This window comes from Sphingobium jiangsuense (genome assembly GCF_014196495.1).
GTDB classification, from domain to species: Bacteria; Pseudomonadota; Alphaproteobacteria; order Sphingomonadales; family Sphingomonadaceae; genus Sphingobium; species Sphingobium jiangsuense.
Window position 1 is genome coordinate 102731 of record NZ_JACIDT010000012.1, and the last position, 18153, is coordinate 120883.

The 18153-nt window shown below is 65.5% G+C and carries 22 protein-coding genes; 17 read left to right on the forward strand and 5 right to left on the reverse strand.

The features are described 5' to 3' along the window. The first annotated feature begins 9 nt into the window (after nt 1–9). The 3 genes from GGR43_RS16110 to GGR43_RS16120 are packed head-to-tail and all read left to right on the forward strand — an operon-like array spanning nt 10 to nt 4731. Nucleotides 10–1251, forward strand: a complete 1242-nt coding sequence (locus GGR43_RS16110; RefSeq protein ID WP_188073041.1) for a TIGR03087 family PEP-CTERM/XrtA system glycosyltransferase — start codon at nt 10–12, stop codon at nt 1249–1251. Beyond that, nucleotides 1251–2780 (forward strand): exosortase A, encoded by a 1530-nt coding sequence (xrtA, locus tag GGR43_RS16115; protein WP_188073042.1) that lies wholly within the window; start codon nt 1251–1253, stop codon nt 2778–2780. Before GGR43_RS16110 ends, xrtA begins: the two co-directional genes overlap by 1 nt. Before the next feature lie 58 nt (nt 2781–2838). Next, complete coding sequence (locus GGR43_RS16120) at nt 2839–4731, forward strand: XrtA/PEP-CTERM system amidotransferase (RefSeq protein ID WP_188073014.1); 1893 nt, start codon at nt 2839–2841, stop codon at nt 4729–4731. Between the two features lie 3 nt (nt 4732–4734). Here the strand turns inward: GGR43_RS16120 and GGR43_RS16125 are convergent, their stop codons facing one another. From GGR43_RS16125 to fmt, 3 genes are all read right to left on the reverse strand, one after another. Then, the gene (locus GGR43_RS16125; RefSeq protein ID WP_188073015.1) at nt 4735–5055 is read right to left on the reverse strand and encodes a DMT family transporter; all 321 of its coding nucleotides are present in this window, start codon (nt 5053–5055) and stop codon (nt 4735–4737) included. Between the two features lie 273 nt (nt 5056–5328). Beyond that, nucleotides 5329–6081 carry a tRNA pseudouridine(38-40) synthase TruA gene (truA, locus tag GGR43_RS16130; RefSeq protein WP_188073016.1) on the reverse strand — a complete coding sequence of 251 codons (753 nt, stop codon included), beginning with the start codon at nt 6079–6081 and terminating at the stop codon, nt 5329–5331. Further along, entirely contained in the window at nt 6078–6995 is a 918-nt protein-coding gene (fmt, locus tag GGR43_RS16135; RefSeq protein WP_188073017.1) for a methionyl-tRNA formyltransferase, read from the reverse strand. Before fmt ends, truA begins: the two co-directional genes overlap by 4 nt. A 54-nt stretch (nt 6996–7049) precedes the next feature. Here fmt and recR point away from each other — a divergent pair, with 54 nt between their 5' ends. The 3 genes from recR to GGR43_RS16150 all read left to right on the forward strand — a co-directional run bounded on the left by recR (nt 7050) and on the right by GGR43_RS16150 (nt 9811). Further along, nucleotides 7050–7646, forward strand: coding sequence for a recombination mediator RecR (gene recR, locus GGR43_RS16140; protein ID WP_188073018.1), 597 nt, complete (start codon nt 7050–7052; stop codon nt 7644–7646). 58 nt (nt 7647–7704) lie between these two features. Then, a complete protein-coding gene (def, locus tag GGR43_RS16145; protein ID WP_188073019.1) occupies nt 7705–8235 on the forward strand; it encodes a peptide deformylase in 531 nt (176 codons plus the stop codon). Nucleotides 8236–8323: 88 nt separating this feature from the next. After that, nucleotides 8324–9811, forward strand: a complete 1488-nt coding sequence (locus GGR43_RS16150) for a DNA recombination protein RmuC (RefSeq protein WP_188073020.1) — start codon at nt 8324–8326, stop codon at nt 9809–9811. Nucleotides 9812–10024: 213 nt separating this feature from the next. Here GGR43_RS16150 and GGR43_RS16155 read toward each other — a convergent pair whose 3' ends face one another. Both GGR43_RS16155 and GGR43_RS16160 read right to left on the reverse strand, forming a co-directional pair. Then, nucleotides 10025–10438, reverse strand: a complete 414-nt coding sequence (locus tag GGR43_RS16155) for a holin family protein (RefSeq protein WP_188073021.1) — start codon at nt 10436–10438, stop codon at nt 10025–10027. A gap of 23 nt (nt 10439–10461) precedes the next feature. Beyond that, nucleotides 10462–11019 carry a glycoside hydrolase family 108 protein gene (locus tag GGR43_RS16160; protein WP_188073022.1) on the reverse strand — a complete coding sequence of 186 codons (558 nt, stop codon included), beginning with the start codon at nt 11017–11019 and terminating at the stop codon, nt 10462–10464. A 305-nt stretch (nt 11020–11324) separates the two neighbouring features. Between GGR43_RS16160 and GGR43_RS16165 the strand changes: the two genes are divergently transcribed. From GGR43_RS16165 to GGR43_RS16215, 11 genes are all read left to right on the forward strand, one after another. Further along, complete coding sequence (locus GGR43_RS16165; protein WP_223177483.1) at nt 11325–12644, forward strand: tyrosine-type recombinase/integrase; 1320 nt, start codon at nt 11325–11327, stop codon at nt 12642–12644. Between the two features lie 303 nt (nt 12645–12947). Further along, entirely contained in the window at nt 12948–13142 is a 195-nt protein-coding gene (locus GGR43_RS16170; RefSeq protein ID WP_188073023.1) for a hypothetical protein, read from the forward strand. A gap of 145 nt (nt 13143–13287) precedes the next feature. Further along, nucleotides 13288–13569 (forward strand): helix-turn-helix transcriptional regulator, encoded by a 282-nt coding sequence (locus tag GGR43_RS16175; RefSeq protein ID WP_188073024.1) that lies wholly within the window; start codon nt 13288–13290, stop codon nt 13567–13569. Nucleotides 13570–13758: 189 nt separating this feature from the next. After that, nucleotides 13759–15213 carry a YfjI family protein gene (locus tag GGR43_RS16180; RefSeq protein ID WP_188073025.1) on the forward strand — a complete coding sequence of 485 codons (1455 nt, stop codon included), beginning with the start codon at nt 13759–13761 and terminating at the stop codon, nt 15211–15213. A gap of 487 nt (nt 15214–15700) precedes the next feature. After that, nucleotides 15701–16201: a hypothetical protein gene (locus GGR43_RS16185; protein WP_188073026.1), complete on the forward strand. Its 501-nt coding sequence runs from the start codon at nt 15701–15703 to the stop codon at nt 16199–16201. Between the two features lie 64 nt (nt 16202–16265). Next, complete coding sequence (locus GGR43_RS16190) at nt 16266–16415, forward strand: hypothetical protein (RefSeq protein ID WP_188073027.1); 150 nt, start codon at nt 16266–16268, stop codon at nt 16413–16415. A 34-nt stretch (nt 16416–16449) separates the two neighbouring features. Beyond that, nucleotides 16450–16935 carry a hypothetical protein gene (locus GGR43_RS23595; RefSeq protein WP_246343833.1) on the forward strand — a complete coding sequence of 162 codons (486 nt, stop codon included), beginning with the start codon at nt 16450–16452 and terminating at the stop codon, nt 16933–16935. Further along, nucleotides 16932–17186, forward strand: a complete 255-nt coding sequence (locus GGR43_RS16200) for a hypothetical protein (RefSeq protein ID WP_188073028.1) — start codon at nt 16932–16934, stop codon at nt 17184–17186. The genes GGR43_RS23595 and GGR43_RS16200 overlap by 4 nt, the downstream gene beginning before the upstream one ends. Continuing rightward, nucleotides 17180–17512: a hypothetical protein gene (locus GGR43_RS16205; RefSeq protein WP_188073029.1), complete on the forward strand. Its 333-nt coding sequence runs from the start codon at nt 17180–17182 to the stop codon at nt 17510–17512. Before GGR43_RS16200 ends, GGR43_RS16205 begins: the two co-directional genes overlap by 7 nt. 8 nt (nt 17513–17520) lie before the next feature. Further along, entirely contained in the window at nt 17521–17697 is a 177-nt protein-coding gene (locus tag GGR43_RS16210; RefSeq protein WP_188073030.1) for a hypothetical protein, read from the forward strand. A 4-nt stretch (nt 17698–17701) separates the two neighbouring features. After that, entirely contained in the window at nt 17702–17950 is a 249-nt protein-coding gene (locus tag GGR43_RS16215) for a hypothetical protein (protein WP_188073031.1), read from the forward strand. Nucleotides 17951–18153: the final 203 nt, after the last annotated feature.

Genomic DNA, 18153 nt, shown 5'->3' on the forward strand with positions numbered 1-18153 from the left:
ACGATGGGCATCGACGGCGAAATCCTCTTCCTCTGCCACCGCATTCCCTTCCCGCCGGACCGGGGCGACAAGATCCGCTCCTGGCATCTGCTGGAGGCCGCGACGAAGCTCGCCCCCGTCCATGTCGGCTGCTTCGCCGACGACGACCGGGACATGAGCTTTTCCGCCGAGATGGAGCGGGTGGCGGTCAGCCAGTGCGTGCTGATGCGCGACCGCTCGCGCGCGGTGGCTGGGCTTTCGGGCCTCATCCGGCATCAGCCGATGCTGGTCGCGCTCTACGACAAGGCGGAGATGCGCCGCTGGGTCGCGCGGCTGCTGCGGGAAAGGCCGATCCGTGCGATCATCGCCTATTCGGTGCAGATGGCGCATTTCCTGCCGAAGGACCTGCCCGCCGATATCCGCTTCCTGATGGATTTCGTGGATTTCGACAGCGCCAAATATGCCGCCTATGGCGCGGGGCAGGGCGGCCTGATGGGCTGGATCAACCGGCGCGAGGGCCGCCTGCTGCACGATTATGAACGCAAGGTCGCGCGCCGGGCCGATATCTCGGTATTCGTCAGCGAGGCGGAGGCCGCGATGTTCCGCCGGGCCGGCGGTGTCGACGGGTGCCGCATCGGCGCGCTCGAAAATGGGGTGGACCTCGAATATTTCCGCGCCGATGGCGATTATCCGGCGATCGATCCGCCGGGCGCGCCGCTGCTCGTGTTCACGGGGCAGATGGATTATCGCCCCAATATCGAGGCGGTCGAAAGCTTCGCGAGAGAGGCGCTGCCCGCGATCCGGCGCGTCCATCCGCAAGCCTGCTTCGCCATCGTCGGACGCAGCCCGACGCCGCAGGTGGAGGCGCTCGCCGCGCAGCCCGGCGTGATCGTGACCGGCGGCGTGCCCGATGTGCGCGGCTGGCTCGCCGCTGCCGATGTGGTCGTCGCCCCGCTGCGGATCGCGCGCGGTATCCAGAACAAGGTGCTGGAGGCGATGGCGATGGCGCGGCCCGTCGTCGCCAGCCCGCAGGCGGCCGAGGGGATAGACGCCCATGACGGCGCGCATCTGCTGGTCGCCGCCGATGCGCCGGGCGAGGCGCAGGCCGTCCTCTCCCTGCTCGCCGACCCCGCCCGTGCCGTCGCGCTGGGGCTGGCGGCGCGCCGCCGGGTCGAGGAACGTTACGACTGGGCGGCGACGCTCGCGCCGCTGCGGGCGATGCTGACCGGCGAGGCAGAAGGAAAGGACAGCCGCGAGGCAAGCGCCGCATGATGCAGGCCCGCGCCCTTCCTTCCGCATGGGCAGGCGATGCGGGCTGGCCGCGCCAGCTGCGTGCGCTTGCCGGCCTGTGGCTGGCGATCCTGCTGCTCTATTGGCGCGACGCGGCGGATATGGTGGCGATCTGGTGGACCTCCTCCACCTATGGCCATTGCCTGTTCCTGCCGCCGATCATCGGCTGGCTGGTCTGGCAGCGGCGCGAGGGGCTGGGGCGGATCACGCCCCGCTTCTGGGCACCGGGCCTCGTCTGGATGGCGCTGGGCGCGGCTTTCTGGCTGCTCGGCGATGCGGGCAGCCTCGGCGTGATCCGCCATGGCGCGCTGATCCTGCTGTTGCAGGGCGCGGTGGCGGCGACGCTCGGCCCGGCGGTGGTGCGGGGGCTGCTCTTCCCGCTCTTCTACGCCTTCTTCATGGTGCCGGTGGGCAGCGAGCTGGAACCGGCGCTGCAATTGCTGACGGCGCGGATCGCCGTCGCGCTGCTGCATCTCTTCCAGGTGCCCGCGCATCTGGAAGGCATTTTCATCACCATCCCCACCGGCTATTTCAAGGTGGCGGAGGCGTGCTCCGGCGCGAAATTCCTGGTGGCGATGACCGCCTATGGCGTGCTGGTGTGCAATGTCTGCTTCCGGTCGTGGACGCGGCGGGCGCTCTTCCTCGGCGGCGCGTTGCTCGCCTGCCTGCTCGCCAACGGGGTGCGGGCGTTCGGTACCATCTATGTCGCCCATCTGACGACGATCGACGCGGCGGTGGGGTTCGATCATGTCGTCTATGGCTGGCTGTTCTTCGCGCTGGTGATGGCGGGGGTGATGGCCGTCGCATGGCCTTTCTTCGACCGCAGGCCGGGCGATCAGGCGATCGACGGCGAGGCGCTGGCGGCAATCCCCGCGCGCGCCGTCCCGCCGATGCCGGTCGCGCTCGCCGCCGCGCTGGCGCTGATCCTCGCCCCGCCCGTGTGGAGCCGCATCTCGACCCATTGGGGCAGCGCCGACCTCGCGCCGCCGCTACTGCCGCAGGTCGCGGGCTGGCACCGCGTCGCCACGCCGATGCGCGCGCCGTGGCAGCCGCGCTTCGACGGCGCCGATCATCGCGTCATGGCCCGCTATGCCGACGGGCAGGGCCATGTCGTCGATCTCGCCATCGCCAGCTTCGGGTGGCAGCAGGAAGGGCGGGAGCTTGTCGGCTTCGGTCAGGGAGCCGCCGATCCGGAGGGCGACTGGTCGTGGACCTCCCCCGCATGGGCGCCCGTCGGGGCACGGGGGGAAGCGATCGCCGCGCCCGGCCCGGTCCTGCGCCATGTCGTGACCTTCTACCGCGTCGGCGGCGGCGCTGTGACCGGCAGCGAGGCCACGGTGAAGCTCGAAACCATGAAGGCGCGGCTGCTGGGGCGCGACCAGCGCGCGGTCGCTATCCTGATCTCCGCCGAGGAAGGCGAGGGCGCGCCCGCCGATGCCGCGATCCGCGCGTTTCTGGCCGCGCTGGGCGATCCGGTCCGGCTTGCGGAGGCGGCCGCGCCGCCGCGATGACAGCTTTTTACGCAAAAGCGGTTCCCACATCCGCCGCAAATGGATTAGAGCCTCCATCATGTGCGGGATAGCGGGCATCTTCCATCTCGAAACGGCCAAGCCGGTCGACCCGGACCGGGTGCGGCGGATGATCGACGTCATGCCGCATCGCGGGCCGGACGGCGCGGGCGTGTGGACTGCCCCCGGCGTCGGGCTGGGGCACCGGCGGCTGTCGATCATCGATCTGGCGGGCGGCGCGCAGCCCATGGCCAATCCGGACGAGAGCCTGATCGTCACCTTCAACGGCGAAATCTATAATTTCGCGGAAATCCGCGCCGAACTGGAGGAACGCGGCCACCGCTTCCGTTCGCACAGCGATACCGAGGTGATCCTGCACGCCTATCGCCAATGGGGCGAGGATTGCGTGCACCGCTTCAACGGCATGTTCGCCTTCGCCCTGTTCGACAAGGGCACGCAATCGCTCTGGCTGGTGCGCGACCGGCTGGGCGTGAAGCCGCTTTATTATGCGCGGGTGTCGGACGGCAGCCTGATCTTCGGCTCGGAGCTGAAGGTGCTGCTCGCCCATCCGCTGCTGCGGCGGGAGCCGGATCCGAGCGCGATCGAGGATTATCTGGCGCTCGGCTATGTGCCGGACGACGCCTGCATCGTCGCGGGCGTCAGGAAGCTGGGCGCGGGCGAGCATCTGCGCCTGGTGCGGGGCAGGGGCATGCCGGAGCCGCGCCGCTATTGGGACGTCAGCTTCGCCGACCGCTCGACCGCGAAGCCCGCCGCGCTGATGGAGGAACTGACCGCGCTGATGCGCGATGCCGTCCGCTCCCGCATGGTGGCGGACGTGCCGCTGGGCGCGTTCCTGTCGGGCGGCGTCGACAGCAGCAGCGTCGTCGCGCTGATGGCGGAAGCCTCGCCGCGCGCGGTCAAGACCTGCACCATCGGCTTCGACGTGCCGAGCCTCGACGAGACCCGCCACGCCGATCATGTCGCCCGCCGCTTCGCGACCGACCATCGCACCCGGCTGGTGTCGCCCGACGATTTCGGCCTGCTCGACACGCTGGTCGCCCATTTCGACGAGCCGTTCGCCGATGCCTCGGCGCTGCCCACCTACAGGGTGTGCGAACTGGCGCGCGAGGAGGTGACGGTGGCCCTCTCCGGCGACGGGGCGGACGAGGCTTTCGCGGGCTATCGCCGCCATCTGTTCCAGCATCGCGGCGACGCGGCGCGCAGGCTGGTGCCGGATACTGTGCGCAAGCCGCTGTTCGGCGCTCTGGGCAGCCTCTATCCCAAGGCGGACTGGGCGCCGCGCTGGCTGCGCGCCAAGACGACCTTCCAGCAGTTGGGGATGAGCGGGGCGGAGGCCTATGCCCATGCGGTCGGCGTCACCCCGCCGGAGATGCGGCGGCGGCTTTACAGCGAGGGGTTCGCCCGTCAGGTCGGCGGCCATCGCGCCGAGGACAGGATCGTGCGCGCAATGGAAAACGCCCCCGCGCGCGATCCGCTCGACCGCGCGCAATATGCCGACATCCGCATCTGGCTGCCCGGCGATATCCTGACCAAGACCGACCGGATGAGCATGGCCGTCGGCCTGGAGGCGCGCGAGCCGCTGCTCGACTATCGGCTGGTCGAATTCGCCGCGCGCCTGCCGGTGGGGCAGCGCATCCACGGCAACAGCGGCAAATATCTGATGAAGCGGGCGATGGAAGCCTATCTGCCGCAGGATATCCTCTATCGCGACAAGATGGGCTTCGTGACGCCGATTTCGCACTGGTTCCGCGGGCCGCTGGCGGGCGAGGCGGAGGCCGTCGCCCACCGCTCGGCGCTGGCGCAGAGCGGCTGGTTCGACGCCGGGACGATGGCGCGCGTGGTGGACGACCACAAGGCGGGCCGCGCCGACCATGGCCGCCTGCTCTGGCAGTTGCTGGTGCTGGACAGGAGCCTGACCCGCCTGTTCGGCTGACTCTCAGCCGGGGCTGGCCGCCTTCATCAACATGATGCCGCCGACGATCAGCAACGCGGCAGCGATGCGCATGGCGCTGGCCGCCTCGCCGAGGAACAGCACGCCGATCAGGAAGGCGCCCGCCGCGCCGATGCCGGTCCACACCGCATAGGCGGTGCCGAGCGGGAGCGACCGCATCGCCCAGGCGAGCAGGCCGAAGCTCGCCGCCATCGTCACGATCATCAGGATGGTTGGTCCGGGCCTGGTGAAGCCGTGGGATTGTTTCATCGCCACCGCCCAGATGGTTTCCAGCACGCCGGCAATCACAAGGGCTATCCACGCCATATTCGTCTCCATGAACAAGATGCCGCCGGGCCGTCCCGGTCTTGAAACCCATGGAGGGGCGGGAACGTGGTCGCCGCGCCTTGTCCTTTACCGGTGGAGGGCGGGGGGAGCAAGATGGATCAGATCGGGGACGGGCCCCACCTCCGTTCGCCCTGAACCTGTCGACCCGAAGGGCGGGCGAAGCCCAACGGCTGTCTTTCTCTTTGTTCCAAAGAAGGACAGGGCTTCGACAAGCTCAGCCCGAACGGATTTATAGTCCGGAAATAACCGCTTTCACCCCTCGCCGGGATACTCCGCCCGCACGAAATACAGCCCATCGGGCGGCGCGTTGAGGCCCAGCCTGCTGCGATCCGCCGCCTTCAGCGCCTCGGCCATGTCCTTCACATCCCATGTCCCCATGCCGACCAGCGCAAGGCATCCGACCATCGAGCGCACCTGATGATGCAGGAAGCTGCGCGCCTGTGCATGTACGTCGATCCGCTCGCCCTTGCGGATCACCTCCAGCCGGTCGAGCGTCTTGACCGGGCTGTCGGACTGGCACTGGGTGGAGCGGAAGGTGGTGAAGTCATGCTTGCCGACCAGCAGCGCGGCCGCCCGCGCCATCGCCTCATGGTCGAGCACCTGCGGGATCTGCCACGCCAGCCCCTTTTCGAAGGTCAGCGGCGCGCGGCGGTTGACGATGCGATAGACATAGGACCGGCGGATGCAGGAAAAGCGCGCATGCCAGCCCTCCGGCGCTTCCTCGCAGGCGATGATCGCGATCGGTGCGGGCCGCAGCCGGGCATTGAGCGCCTCCATCAGCCGGAAGGGCGCGATCGTCTTTTCGATATCGGCATGGGCGCGCATCGCGAGGCCATGGACGCCCGCATCGGTCCGCCCGGCGCAATGCAGCACCGCCGTCTCGCCGGTGACGGCGTGAATGGCTTCCTCGATCGATTGCTGGACGGTCGGGCCATGGGCCTGCCGCTGCCAGCCCATGAACGGGCGGCCGTCGAACTCGACGGTGAAGGCGAAGCGGGTGGTCATGCGTCGACCGGGTCCAGCTTCGTGCCCGCCGGGATCGGATAGCCGCGCAGCAATTCCTCCACGCCCATCGCGCCCTTGCCTGCCCTCTGTATCATTATGGGACGGATCGAGTCCGCCCCGCAGCCGATCAGCAGCCGGTCGTCCACTATCGCGCCGGGCGCGCCGCCCTGCGCCTCGATGCCGGCGGACAGGATGCGGAAGCGTTCCCCGTTCAGCAGGAAAAAGGCGCCGGGGACCGGGTTGAACGCCCGGATCTGCCGCTCGGCCTGCGCCGCGCCCGCCGCGAAATCGATCCGCGCCTCCTGCTTGGCGATCTTGGCGGCATAGGTGACGCCTTCCTCCGGCTGAGCACGGGGCGGGAAGGCGGACAGGTCCGCCAGCACCTCCACCATCAGCGCCGCGCCGCTGCGCGCCAGTTCGTCGGTCAGCATTCCCGCCGTCTTGCCGTCGATCGGGGTGCGCACCTCGGCCAGCATCGGCCCGGTGTCCAGTCCCGCCTCCATCGCCATGATGGTGACGCCGGTTTCCGCGTCTCCGGCGAGGATCGCCCGTTGGATCGGCGCCGCCCCCCGCCAGCGCGGCAGCAGCGAGGCGTGGATGTTGAGGCAGCCCAGGCGCGGCGCATCCAGCACCGCCTGCGGCAGGATCAGCCCATAGGCGGCGACCACCGCGATATCGGCCCCCAGCGCCGCGAAGGCCGCTTGCTCCTCCGCCCCCTTCAGCGATAGCGGCGTGCGCACCGGCAGGCCGAGCGCTTCCGCTCGCGCCTGCACCGGCGTCGGCATCAGCTTCTTGCCGCGCCCGGCGGGGCGGGGCGGCTGGCTGTAGACGGCGGCGATATCATGCCCGGCCGCGACCAGCGCATCGAGCGCGGGCACGGCGAAATCGGGCGTTCCCATATAGACGATCTTCATGGGCGTCTCTCAACCCCTTGTGCGGCGCAAGTGCAAGCCCTTATGTGCATGGATATGGCATCACCGGAAATAGAAGCCCTCTCCCAAGCCCTCGCCCGCCTGCCGGGGCTGGGCCCGCGTTCGGCGCGACGCGCTGTCCTCTACCTGCTCAAGCGGCGCGAGTCGGCGCTGGGGCCGCTGCTTGAGGCGCTCGACCGGGTGAACGAGCGGCTCTCCACCTGCTCGGTCTGCGGCAATGTCGATACCGTCAATCCCTGCGCCATCTGCGCCGACCCCCGGCGCGACGACCGCGCGCTCTGCGTGGTGGAGGATGTGCCGGACCTCTGGGCGCTGGAAAAATCGCGTCTCTTCCCCGGCCGCTTCCATGTGCTGGGCGGCAGGCTCTCCGCGCTCGACGGCGTGCGGCCGGAGGATCTGGGCATAGACAGCCTCGTCGCGCGCATCGCGGCGGGCGGGATAGACGAGGTCGTGCTGGCGATGAACGCGACGCTGGAAGGGCAGACGACCGCCCACTACATCGCTGAAAGACTGGAAGGATATCCCGTTCGCCTCACCCAGCTCGCCCATGGCCTGCCGGTGGGGGGAGAGCTGGATTATCTCGACGAAGGCACGCTCGCCCAGGCATTGCGCGCCCGGCGGCCCATTGGTTAAGCCGAAATTAGCCGCCGCGCATCTTGATATTCTGGCTTCGTTCTCATATCTGACGCATATGGCAGTTCTACCGATCCTTGAGGCGCCCGATCCGCGCCTGCGCACGATTTCGACGCCGGTCGACACCATCGACGATGCGCTTCAGACGCTGATCGACGATATGTTCGACACCATGTACGATGCGCCGGGCATCGGCCTCGCCGCCATTCAGGTCGGCGTGCCGAAGCGGGTGCTGGTGATCGACCTGCAGGAACCGGAATCGGACGAGGAGGACGCCAAGCCCGTCCGCAACCCCATGGTGTTCATCAATCCGCAGATCATCGAGGGGTCGGACCAGCTTTCGGTCTACAACGAAGGCTGCCTGTCGGTGCCCGACCAGTTCGCGGAGGTGGAGCGGCCCGCGACCATCCGCGCCAGCTGGATGGACCGGGAAGGGCGTATCCACGAACAGACGCTCGAAGGGCTGCTCGCCACCTGTCTCCAGCATGAGATGGACCATCTCGAAGGCATTCTCTTCATCGATCATCTGTCGCGGCTGAAGCGCGACATGCTGCTGAAGAAGCTGCAAAAGGCCCGCCGCGCGGCCTGAACCGTCCGGCGCTTCGATCCGGTACTTGCCAGCCAGCATCAGGGGCGATATGTTCTCATTTCGTTCTTTATGCGGGGGCTGATCGCCGATGGATGCGCTGGTTCTGATTTTCGTCATCGTCGCCTTGCTGGCCGGGCTTGCCGCCGGCTGGTTCCTGGCGTCGCGCCCCGTGGCGGACCTGCGCCGGCGGGAGCGGGAGGCGATGGACACGCTCCAGCGGCTTGAGCAGCAATTGGGCCATGTCGAGGAACAGCGCATTTCGGCGCTGCGCGACCTCGCGGTCGAGAAGGAGCGCGCCGATCAGGCGGCGGCGCTGCGCGACGGGCTGGAGCGGATACGGGCGGAGCGCGATGCCGCCCGCGCCCGTCTCGCCGCGATGGAGGCCGAGGCGCAGGCGCGGATGGAAAGCTTCGAGGCGCAACTGAAGCTGCTGGGCGAGGCGAAGGAACAGCTTTCCGCCCAGTTCAGCGAGATTGGCGGACGGTTGCTGGGCGATGCGCAACGGGCCTTTCTCGAACGCGCCGACCAGCGCTTCTCTCAGGCGCATGAAAAGAGCGAGGCGCAGTTGAAGGCGCTGTTGCAGCCGGTGGGCGACACGATCAAGAATTACGACACGCGCATCAGCGAGGTGGAACGCGCGCGGACCGAGGCCTATGGCGAGCTCAAGGGCCTGATGGATTCGATGCGCGCCGGGCAGGAGCGGGTGCAGGCCGAAGCGCAGAAGCTCGTCAATTCGCTGCGCGCCGCGCCCAAGGCGCGCGGGCGCTGGGGCGAGCAGCAGTTGCGCAACGTGCTCGAAATATGTGGCCTGTCCGAATATGCCGATTTCCGTACCGAGGTCAGCGTCGATAATGGCGACGGGCGGCTGCGGCCCGACGTGATCATCCGCGTGCCGGGCGGGCAGTCGCTGGTGATCGACGCCAAGGTGTCGCTCAACGCCTATCAGGATGCGTTCGATGCCGGGGAAGAGGCGCAGCGGCGCGAGCATCTGGCGCGCCATGTCGCGGCGATGCGGGCGCATGTCGATATATTGGGGCGCAAGGATTATCAGTCGCAATTCGCCGACGCGCCCGATTATGTGATCATGTTCGTGCCGGGCGAGCATTTCCTCACCGCCGCGCTCGATCAGGAACCGACGCTGTGGGACTATGCGTTCGGCAAGCGCGTGCTGCTGGCGACGCCGACCAACCTCATCGCCATCGCGCGCACGGTCGCTGCGGTGTGGCGGCAGGAGAAAATGGCGGACGAGGCAAAGAAGATCGGCGCGCTGGGCAAGGAAATCTACGAGCGGCTGGCGGTCGCGGCCGGTAATCTGCGCAAGATGGGGCGCAGCCTCAAGGGCGCGGTGGACGATTACAACAAGTTCACCGCCAGCTTCGAAGGCCGGGTGCTGGTGACGGGCCGCAAGCTGCGCGATCTCAACATCGACACCGGCGGGCGCGAGATAGAGGAACTGGAACAGGTGGAGGTCATCACCCGCGATCCCTCCGCGCCGGAAGCGATGAAGCTGGTCGCGGTGGAGGAGGAGGGCGGCATCGCGCTGCCGCCTGCCGGGGATAGCGAGGCTGCGGAGTAGAAGGCGAGTCTGTGTTTTCATCGTCATGCCAGCGCAGGCTGGCATCTGTGGAGGCAGGGTGCGTCATGGCCTGCGACCCCAGCCTGCGCTGGGGTGACGAATGAGGAAGAACGATCCGCTCTCCATCCTATCCCGTGATTCTATCGACAAGGACCATATTCGATCAAAGGCAAAGGGAGGCGGCAGAACCCACCGCCGCCTCCCTCCCTCAATCTACCGATCCACACCCTTCACCTTCCCCCAGGTGCGGGCCGCCGTATAGCCGAGATAGCCGGTGGCGAAGAGCGCGTAGAGCGATTCGGGGATGCCGTTGAGATAGGCGTTCATTCCGCGCGCGATGGCCTCCGCGGTTTCGGGCCGCACGGCTGCTATCACCCCCATCGGGATCGACCAGAGCAGCAGCGCATAGATCACGTAGAGGAAGGCGGGCCGGGCCCGGCTCGTCCACGGGTCGGCGGATTGCGCCTCGATGGTGATGGCCGAAAGCTGGGTGCGGATCGCCTCCAGCTCCTGGTCGCTTTCCATCTTGAGCAAGGCCAGCTTGGCGGCGTCGCGCGCCTGCGGATCGGGCAGGATGCGGTCGATGATTCTGGCGAGCGGGCTGATCAGCCCATCGGGAAATGCCATAAGATTTCTCCTCGAATGCTCGGTCAGCTCCGGCAGCTCTGGCCGATGCGGTTGGCGATCCAGCCATAGAGAAAGGCTTCGTTGGCGGGGCGGCTTTCGGCCAGCGCGATATAGCGCTCCCCCTGCAACGCCTCGATCGCCTTCAGCAGCACGGCCTCGCCCGTCCCGCCGCGCACCTTCAGGAAGGCGCGCAGGGCCGACAGGGTAACGGGACCGATGCGGCCGTCGGCGGGCATGTCGGGATAATCGCGTCCGTTGCGATTGAGCGCATTGAGCGCGCGCTGGAGGAAGGCCCCGGCGACGCCCGTGCCCATGTTCACCCCCGTATCGAACAATTCCGCCGCAATTCCCGGAGCATGCTCGGCCACGGCGGCGAAGCCGGGCGCGCGCCAATAGCGTTCCTTGTAGATGTCCTTCGCCCGTTCGGCGGGAAAGTGCCGCATGTCGCCGGAATAGCCGTTCGCGCGGGCCACCGCCTGCGTGACGCCCCACCGCGTCGGGCCGCCGCGATCGGCCGGATGGTCGCTATAGCCGCCTTCGCGTTCGATAAGCTCGTCGAGCAACTGGTTGATGTCGGTCATGCCTGCCTCCTTGGTGAAGGCAAGGCGCTAGCCCGAAAGCGGTGCTGTAGGACAAGCCGCAACCGCGTGACACGCGAACGCGGGACTATTCAGGCTTTGCAGGGAAATCTTGGTCGGGACGAGAGGATTCGAACCTCCGACCCCCACACCCCCAGTATTTTCGTCCCTAAATTGGCGTAGCTTTACGCAGCTTGAAGTAGCTGGATAATCAAGCGAAATCAGTTGCTTGGCTCTCGGAAACAGCCGTAAGCAGATTGCCGCAGCTTTATGCGTAGCACTTACGGGAAACTTACGGGAGCAAAGCCATGCCAAAGATGAAGTTGACGAAGACCAACATTGACCGGGTCGCCAAGCCCGGTCTGGTGAAATCGGATGTTCTGTATTGGGATACCGAAACCAAAGGGTTCGGCCTGCGCGTGACCCCGACCGGCCTTGCCAAGTTCATCGCACAAGGGCGGGTGCGCGGCACCGAGATTGACGCGCGGATGACAATCGGCAGCTATGGAGCATGGACGGTCGATGACGCCCGCCGCAAGGCAGACGAATATCGCCACCAGTTCGAGGATGGAATCGACCCCCGCGAAGCGCGCAAACAAGACGAGGCTGAAAAGGTGACGCTTCGGCAGGTCGCAGACCTCTACATGGAGCGCGACGGGAAGATGCGCGAGAGCACCAAGGCGGAGATGAATCGCCATGTCGATAAGGTGTTCGCAGACTGGAAGGACAAGCCGATAGCGTCCATCCGCGAGCAGGACGTTCGCAAGCGTCACAAGGAAATGTGCGCCAAAGGCCTCGATGGCAGGCCAGCGCCGGGGCAGGCGCAGATTTCGCTCGTCACGCTGCGCACCCTCGTCAACTTCGCCAACCGGCGTTTCAAGCGTGCGGACGGGTCGCTGCTGATTCCGAACAATCCGGTCCACGCCATGAAGGACGACTGGAAGGAGTTTGAGCCGCGCACCCGGCACGTCGAGTTGAACAAGGTTGGCGAGGTGTGGAACAAGCTGGGCGAGTTGCGCGTCGCTGCCCGCGACGCCGCTGCGCTGGCCGGGGTCGATTTGGTCCGGTTCCTCATGCTCACCGGCGCGCGAAAGTCCGAAGGCGGGTCGCTTCGGTGGGAGCAAGTCCACATTGACGACGACCCCGCGCAATGCTGGTGGCACCTGCCGAGCCCGAAGAACGGCAACCCCGTCTGGCTTCCATTGTCATCGCAGGCTGTGGCCATCATCAAACAGCGGCCCAAGGTGAAGCTGCCCGATGGCACGGAAAGCCCGTTCGTGTTCCCGTCCAAATCGAGGTGCGGCTACATCACCGACACGCGTGCGCCGTTGGAACAGCTCAGCAAGGTGAAGGACATTGCCAGCGACGGGAGCGGCGCGGTGTCCCCCCACGACTTGAGACGCACATTTGTGACCACGGGCTTCTCCGCTTGCGGCATCGACCTGTTCAAGCTGGAATTGCTGACGAACCATGTGCCGCAAGGCATCACCGCGCGCCACTATCTGCAAACCTCGCGCCTGCAATACCTGCATCCCGAGGTGCAAAGCATCTGCGACTGGATTGAGGAACAGGCGCGGATTGCCCATGCGAAGGCGACCGGGGCGAATGTCGTGCCGTTGCGTGCATGACAAGGGCCGCGCGCCGCCGCGCACAGCGGCGATCCTTGCATGGGAGCCGGTAAGGGGACGGCGTCCCCGTTGTCAGCCCCAGCGCGGCCCACAGCCGAAAAATGCGACGAACCGTTTTAGCGTCGCTCAGAATGGGTTTTCAGGTCTGCCGATTCAGGGTATCCACTCCAACGTCACATCGTAGCTTTTCGATTGCGCTCCTATGGCAATCGATCCGTGCGAGGCGGGCTTGCTGAACCGCCGAGCGCATATCATGCTCACAGCGATTGATGTGTCACCAGCGAACAACTGGAGACACGTTCCATGAGCACTGCACGTTATCCCATGCCCGACGAGATTCGGGTTTCACGGTCTGAAGCAATCAAGATGCTTTGCGACCCGTCGCTGATCGTCCTTGCTGCAATTCCCGAGGATTCAGATGACGTTCTTTCGGTGTCCTACTGGCCCGACAGCAAAGGCCAACTTCCGCCGTGGATTGTCCCGAGCAAGGCCGCATAATTTTATCAAATACTTACGCAAAGCTATGTGTTAGCTTTCCTTTATTGGCCCGTCCTATCCGAGATAGGGCGGGCCGCTCAACTATCGGCTCTCAAGGGAGTGTTCACCCCTCGCGTCAGGTGGCGGCGCATAGGAGCCGTTAGCCATGACGACGCAGACCGTCGATCTGGACGAATTGCTGACCAGCGCCGAAACCGCCGCGCTGCTCTCCATCAAGACCAACACCCTCGAAATCTGGCGCAACAAGGGCAAAGGCCCCGCCTTCGTGAAGCTGGGAGAGGCCCCCCAAGCGCCTGTCCGCTATGTTCGGTCGGTGGTGCTCGACTGGCTTGCGAAGCGCTCCTTCGGCAGCACCAGCGCCTACAGTCCTGCCGGGATGCTGAACCGCACACCTGACGGGTGCCGCTCGTCGGGCGCATCCGCATGAATGTCGGAAACATTCAGCGCGCCGCCCTTCAGCGGCAAGACCCTCATAAGACCCTGTCATGAAATGCGGCAGGGTTTCGCAGACCCTGCCGCACTTGGAGTATCCAACCCATGAGCCGCACCAGTATGCAAAATCATTGCGTAGGTCCGCAAGCGGGCGTTTCCCTTCCAACGCGAGAGGCGCACCGCAATGTCCGTTGACATGAGTCCGCAGGCGAATGACGCCTTCTTGCGCGAGCTGCCTTGGAAGCCGCAGCCGCTTCGTAGATACGACCAGCCGCTACCTTACCCTGTCGATCGACTGCCCCCGATTATCCGGGAGGCGGTGGAGCAGGTGGCTGACTATGTCCAAGCCCCGATGGCTATGGTCGCGGGCTGCGCTTTGTCGGCGGTGTCAGCCGCCGTGCAAACGCAATTCAGTGTTCGCCGGGACGCGCGCCTGCATGGCCCCGCCTCACTGTTCTTCTTGACCATCGCCGAGAGCGGCGAACGCAAGTCCAGTGTCGATAAGTTCTTCATGCAGCCGCTTCACGATTGGGAGGCTCACCAGTGGAGGGAGCAGAAGCGCTGGGAGCGAATGCACCGCGATGCGATGGAGGCCTGGGAGGAGAGCGGCAGAGAGGGGGAAAAGCCTGATGACGTGCCAGTCGTCCCCCGGATGCTACGCGGCGACGATACCGCCGAGGCGCTGCTCGGTCACTTGGACAAGTATCCCATTGCGGCAGTCATCAGCGCAGAGGCCGGGGTCATTTTCGGTTCGCACTCGATGAAGGCCGAGAACGCCCAGCGCAACATGGGTCTGCTCAACCAGATTTGGGATGGCGGCCCCATCCGGGAGGCTCGCGTCGGTCGCGGCGAAACCGTGATCGAGAGCGTTCGCGGGACGATGGGCCTAATGCTGCAACCGGACGTGCTCGCCAAGTTCACCGAAAAGACTGATGGGCTGGCGCGAGGGATCGGGTTTTTCGCTCGCTTCCTGATGTGCCACCCTGAGACGACGCAGGGTATGCGCCTCTATAAGGAGCCGCCGCCCATGCCCGAGTTGCAGGCGTTTCAGGTCCGTATTGCGCAACTGCTCCTCCTCCCTGCCGGTTTCGACGATCTTGGCCGGTTGATTGGACACTGCGCCGGTTTCGACAAAGCCGCGCAGGACACATGGATTCGCTTCCACAATGAGGTTGAGGAGTTGATCGGCGGCGACCGGGAGTATTCCACCATCCGGGACGTGGCGAGCAAGGCGGCGGAGAACGCGGCGCGGCTCGCGTGCTGCCTGCATGTTTTTGCCACATACGGGGACGGTCTGACGCCCATCAATCGCAGCGCCATCGACAGCGCCTGCGCTCTCATGCGCTGGTATCTGGATGAGGCCGTGCGGTTCAGTTCCTCGACCGACGTTACCGATGAAGTGCGAAACGCGGAGAAGCTGGAGCAATGGCTGTGCCGCCGCGTGCGCGAGAAACCCCGCGACCCCATCACCGTCAATATGGTTCGCCAGAAGGGGCCGGGGGCGCTGCGAGGGGGTAAGCGCATCGACGATGCCCTCGACCTGCTCAGCGACCTCGGGCGCGTGCGCGTGAAGACCTATCCGGGCGGCAAGTCCCGATACATCACCGTCGCGCCGCAAGTGGTGCGGGAATGGTCCTGACCACGCTGTGTGCGGCTGCCGTAGCAATCGTGGCAGGTCCATAGCAGGGGATTTGCTACGGTTCCTGCTGAATAAAAGCGCACAATAGCAATAGCTTGTGCGCTGCGGGTTGGAATCGTAGCAATCATAGCCGCCATGCCGCGATTTTCAGTTTTCCGCTAATCTCAGTTGGCAGTATCGAGTAAGTAAATTGGATAATATCGACCGGGCGCTGCGCGACGATTGCCACGATTTCCTAAGACGCGGTGGCGGCTACGGCTATGATTGCTACGATCGCCCAAATCCCGAGCATTTGCGCGGGATTGCGGTGGCTGTGATCGTTGCAAACTACTGCGATTCACCGGCTATGATCTGCTACGATAGCAACCGACCGACACATACGCAGTTTGTTGTTTCCTATTGTTAAGCACTTGATCCTATTGCGGACCTATTTGCTGATTTCGTAGCACATAAGCACATCATAACTTTCAGCCTGAAAGTCGCTGCTATGTCTGACGAAACCGTATCCACTCAAGTCACGCCTGCATTGCATCCGGAGGTTGTCCGAGCGCTTCCTGACTATGACTTGCAGACCGAGGCGATCCTCGCGCCCACGGTGACCGCGTTCGACGAAGCCTATCAGGCGGTGCTCGCTGTGGTCGCCGCCCGCAAAGCTGCCCGGTCGAACCCGTCATGGACCGAGGGGCACCAGATTATCGAGACCGACAACCTTGCCCGGCGCATGACCGAGCAGGCGACGCGGACGTTCGACGCGGTGCGGAACAACCTCGTGAAGGGCATTGCGCACATTGAGGCGGAACTGTCCGCCCCGGTGACCGCCAAGGCTGGTGCCAATGTGGCGGGCGAGATTCGCGCCTTCGTGCGCGGCCTTAGCACCGAGGCGCAGCACAAGTTCATCCAGGAGAAGCTGGACAAGGGAGACGAGACCAGCATCTCGTCGATTTTGGGTGCCCCGGCATATCTCTCCGGTCTGACCGACGAGTTGTAGGCCCACGTTTACGCGCATGTGGCACGAGCGCACTTCGCCCGACGTGGCGAAGAGGTTGCGGGCTATGGTCGGTGCGCGGGAACTGATCGAGCGCAACGGCCCGCTCCTGTTCGGCGCGATGGAAAAAGCGGTCGGCGCACCGCCGCACAAGGCGCGTGCGCTCCGTGAAGCCAAAACGGCTGCGGAAAAGCACTTCGTCATGACCAGCGCGTGATCGCGTCGTGATCCCATCAAATCGAGGTGCGCCAGTGACCGAAGCGATTGAAACCCCCGAATGGCTGGAAGGATGGAGGCCCGCACCCGCTGCGCCGAAGTCGAACGGCGCGGGCAACCCGAACTGGCATCGCGGCATGAAGTCACCGAACCCCGCCGGTCGTCCAAGGGGCATTGTCGATAAGCGGGTGAAGATTGCACAGCAGATGCTGGACGATGCACACAGCATTGTCGGCGTGATAATCGAGAAGGCGCTAGAAGGCGATGCGTCCGCCGCTGCGCTGGTCTTGTCGCGAGTGCTGCCCGCTCTGCGCAGTCAGTCCGAGAAGGTCGCTTTCCCCTTCGATGCATCTGCGCCGGTGGCCCAACAGGTCGAACAGGTGTTGGCCGCTATCGCGGATGGCGTGGTTGCCCCGGACGTTGGCAAGCAGATCATTGAGGCCATCGGCGCGTTGGCATCGGTGCGCGCTACCGAGGAACTGGAACAGCGTATCGTGATGCTTGAGGCGCGGCAGGTATGAACCGCGCCCGTCCCAATAGCTGGCCGCCGCGCCCCGCCAACCGTGCGTTGCCACCCGGCCCGCGTCAGGACGTGTTCGCGCTGATCGACCACTACGCCCCGGTCATTGCGACATGGCCCGCCTACGACCGCTGGCAGGTGCGGCAAATCGCGGTCGATACGCTGCTCCAAGTGATGCGCGACTGCCCCGAACCCGCCGTGCGCGCCAACGCCTACCAGCAACTCGTGAAGATGGGGATTGCCCAATGCTGACCACAACGAATGCCGACCGGCGTCGGCGCGAGGAAATGTCGGTGCCGAAGTTCAAGGCACTGTTCACGACCCCGGCGACTGCCTCCTTCAAGATGCCCGCCAATGCTACCCTGGGAGTGCGCCGCGCCACCGCAATCACGCAGGGCACGACCGTCGCCACGCTGACCGGCAAGTCGGTGCGGACGCTCGCAGTCCCGGCCACCGCCGCCGGGGTCGTCCGCTCCATCGGGCATGTTGAGAAGGGGGTCACCGTCGCGCCTGTCAGCGGCATGGAGGTGCATGTCCGGTCGGGTTTCAAATGGCGCAAGATCGCGCAGATTCCGTGAGGTGAACCATGAGTGACAAGGAAACGATGAGCGGCATCCGCGACTGGCTCAACTCGCGTGCCGGTGGACCGCCGAACCCGCCCGAGGCGCTGCCCGAACCGGACATTGACGCCGGGGAGTCGGTAGCGAAGCGCGAGGAGGAAGCGGTGCAGGCCTTCTTGGCATCGCGGCGCGGGGAAGCCTGACCACATGACGGCGGTGCGCAGCCTCCTTGCCCGCGTCCAGCGGCTCGAACAGGCGCGCACCGCTCCTCGCTCGCCATTCGAGGCAGCTTACGGCTCGTTCGATGCGTTCGCCGCCGAGACGCAGGCCGGTATCGACGCGGGGCAATTCGACAGCCGCGAAATGCCGCTCGTCCTCAACGCTATCAGGCGCTGGCATACCGATGGTGAGTTCGGGGCATGGCAGCGCAATCGGGTGTGGGAACGGCACGGATGACAGGCAGCGGCCCCCACACATCGGATTTGCACGTCTGACGGGTTAAGAGATTGACTAGATTGCACATCTATCGGTCAATCGAACAGCCGTAAGAGCGAGGTAAGACGCATCGCTCATTTACCTACTGCCCGAAGGCTAATCCCCATCCTTCTTTAACCTCGATCTTTCGATTGGTGTCCTTTACGAACTGATCCACTGCATCG

Coding starts and splice junctions, on each gene's coding strand:
- GGR43_RS16210 (WP_188073030.1), top strand. CDS start 17,521: ATGAGTGACAAGGAAACGATGAGCGGCATCCGCGACTGGCTCAACTCG.
- GGR43_RS16150 (WP_188073020.1), top strand. CDS start 8,324: ATGGATGCGCTGGTTCTGATTTTCGTCATCGTCGCCTTGCTGGCCGGG.
- GGR43_RS16200 (WP_188073028.1), top strand. CDS start 16,932: ATGAACCGCGCCCGTCCCAATAGCTGGCCGCCGCGCCCCGCCAACCGT.
- GGR43_RS16185 (WP_188073026.1), top strand. CDS start 15,701: ATGTCTGACGAAACCGTATCCACTCAAGTCACGCCTGCATTGCATCCG.
- GGR43_RS16170 (WP_188073023.1), top strand. CDS start 12,948: ATGAGCACTGCACGTTATCCCATGCCCGACGAGATTCGGGTTTCACGG.
- GGR43_RS16155 (WP_188073021.1), bottom strand. CDS start 10,438: ATGGCATTTCCCGATGGGCTGATCAGCCCGCTCGCCAGAATCATCGAC.
- def (WP_188073019.1), top strand. CDS start 7,705: ATGGCAGTTCTACCGATCCTTGAGGCGCCCGATCCGCGCCTGCGCACG.
- GGR43_RS16190 (WP_188073027.1), top strand. CDS start 16,266: ATGGTCGGTGCGCGGGAACTGATCGAGCGCAACGGCCCGCTCCTGTTC.
- fmt (WP_188073017.1), bottom strand. CDS start 6,995: ATGAAGATCGTCTATATGGGAACGCCCGATTTCGCCGTGCCCGCGCTC.
- GGR43_RS16215 (WP_188073031.1), top strand. CDS start 17,702: ATGACGGCGGTGCGCAGCCTCCTTGCCCGCGTCCAGCGGCTCGAACAG.
- xrtA (WP_188073042.1), top strand. CDS start 1,251: ATGCAGGCCCGCGCCCTTCCTTCCGCATGGGCAGGCGATGCGGGCTGG.
- truA (WP_188073016.1), bottom strand. CDS start 6,081: ATGACCACCCGCTTCGCCTTCACCGTCGAGTTCGACGGCCGCCCGTTC.
- GGR43_RS16205 (WP_188073029.1), top strand. CDS start 17,180: ATGCTGACCACAACGAATGCCGACCGGCGTCGGCGCGAGGAAATGTCG.
- recR (WP_188073018.1), top strand. CDS start 7,050: ATGGCATCACCGGAAATAGAAGCCCTCTCCCAAGCCCTCGCCCGCCTG.
- GGR43_RS16120 (WP_188073014.1), top strand. CDS start 2,839: ATGTGCGGGATAGCGGGCATCTTCCATCTCGAAACGGCCAAGCCGGTC.
- GGR43_RS16125 (WP_188073015.1), bottom strand. CDS start 5,055: ATGGCGTGGATAGCCCTTGTGATTGCCGGCGTGCTGGAAACCATCTGG.
- GGR43_RS16175 (WP_188073024.1), top strand. CDS start 13,288: ATGACGACGCAGACCGTCGATCTGGACGAATTGCTGACCAGCGCCGAA.
- GGR43_RS16180 (WP_188073025.1), top strand. CDS start 13,759: ATGTCCGTTGACATGAGTCCGCAGGCGAATGACGCCTTCTTGCGCGAG.
- GGR43_RS16160 (WP_188073022.1), bottom strand. CDS start 11,019: ATGACCGACATCAACCAGTTGCTCGACGAGCTTATCGAACGCGAAGGC.
- GGR43_RS16165 (WP_223177483.1), top strand. CDS start 11,325: ATGCCAAAGATGAAGTTGACGAAGACCAACATTGACCGGGTCGCCAAG.